At 52.1% G+C, this 1,243-nt stretch carries 1 protein-coding gene; it reads left to right on the forward strand.

Going from position 1 to position 1,243, the window contains the following annotated elements:
* Window positions 1-368: 368 nt before the first annotated feature.
* Window positions 369-1,243 (forward strand): type 4 pilus major pilin (locus DI605_RS21455; protein WP_293977830.1); only part of this gene is annotated, 875 nt, incomplete at its 3' end.

The raw sequence follows: 1,243 nt of genomic DNA on the forward strand, positions 1-1,243 counted from the left end.
ATGAAGCACTATTCGCGTGTGGTTGCGGATACCCTCAAAGTGCTTGCACTGTAAGGCTTTCACCGCCGCTGTGTCCAGCTAAACCTTCCATGGACACACTATGGACACAGGATCTGCCCCCGCGTGTCCCAACCTGTCTTAAGACGCCCCCGCCTCACTCTTAAGTCTTCAAGGGGCGTTTCCCCGTGGACACAACGAACACCCGATGATCGCGCGTGTGACCATGCGGACGTTTTGTAATTGACTCTGCAATTGGCAATTGCTTGAAGGGTTTCAATTGCCATAGCTTGCCAAAAGTAAAAAGCCCCGTAATGTAATTTCAATTGAGATTATTTTACGGAGGGTCAATGAGACAAAGAGGATTTAATTTGATTGAATTGACCCTGGTCATGGCGCTTATTGTCGGACTTGGAGCGTTGACATATAAGTTGTTCAAGCCATCAGCTTCAATGGCTGCGATCCGCACAGAACAATCGCGCGCAGGACAAATTGTTCAATCGCTCACGGATCTCTATGTACTGCAACCCTCGTACGCCGGCTTGTCCACGGCGACCCTTGAAAGCACGTACAACTCAAAATTCATTGTGCGCAACGACACATTGGACACGCCATCAAGCATTGGCGCCTCGGCCATTGTGCAACCCGGCACAGCTTTTGGAACCAACGACTCAATTGACCTGATTTATCAGGCCGTACCAAATGGATCGTGTGTGAAGCTGGCAACAGCATTGGCCCGCTCAGCGGATTTTGTTCGCATCAACAGTGTGGAAGTGCAAAAGCCATACTCCAAATTGCGTGAGGACTTGCTGGCAACGCAATGCGCCACACGTGATCGCAATGAAGTTCTGTTCCGCTACACCAATAAAAATGTTTCGACTCAAGCAACAGACATGTCTGCTTGTGAGTGTTCGCCCACAATCGAAACCCAAACTTTAGCGTGCGCGGACAACGCCAGCGGTTCCATTACCCAACGGCGCAATGCCACGTGCCCTGCGACGACCTGCCCTAGTCGCCAATGGACATCGTGGGTGACCACCAGCAACACTTGCGCGGCCAATGCTGCGCCTGTACCCGTCATCGATCCCCAAGTCCCACAATCCATCTGCACGCCAATCACCGAACAGCGGGTGTCGAACTGTCCAAGCGATCAAATTGGATTTGTCGTTGAAGGGCGCACCCGCGCGTGTCCAAGCCAACAATGGGGAGCATGGACGCCTGTTACTCGGAAATGCATCGATCCGGC

Source organism: Sphingomonas sp., from assembly GCF_003248515.1.
Taxonomy (GTDB): domain Bacteria; phylum Pseudomonadota; class Alphaproteobacteria; order Sphingomonadales; family Sphingomonadaceae; genus Sphingomonas_I.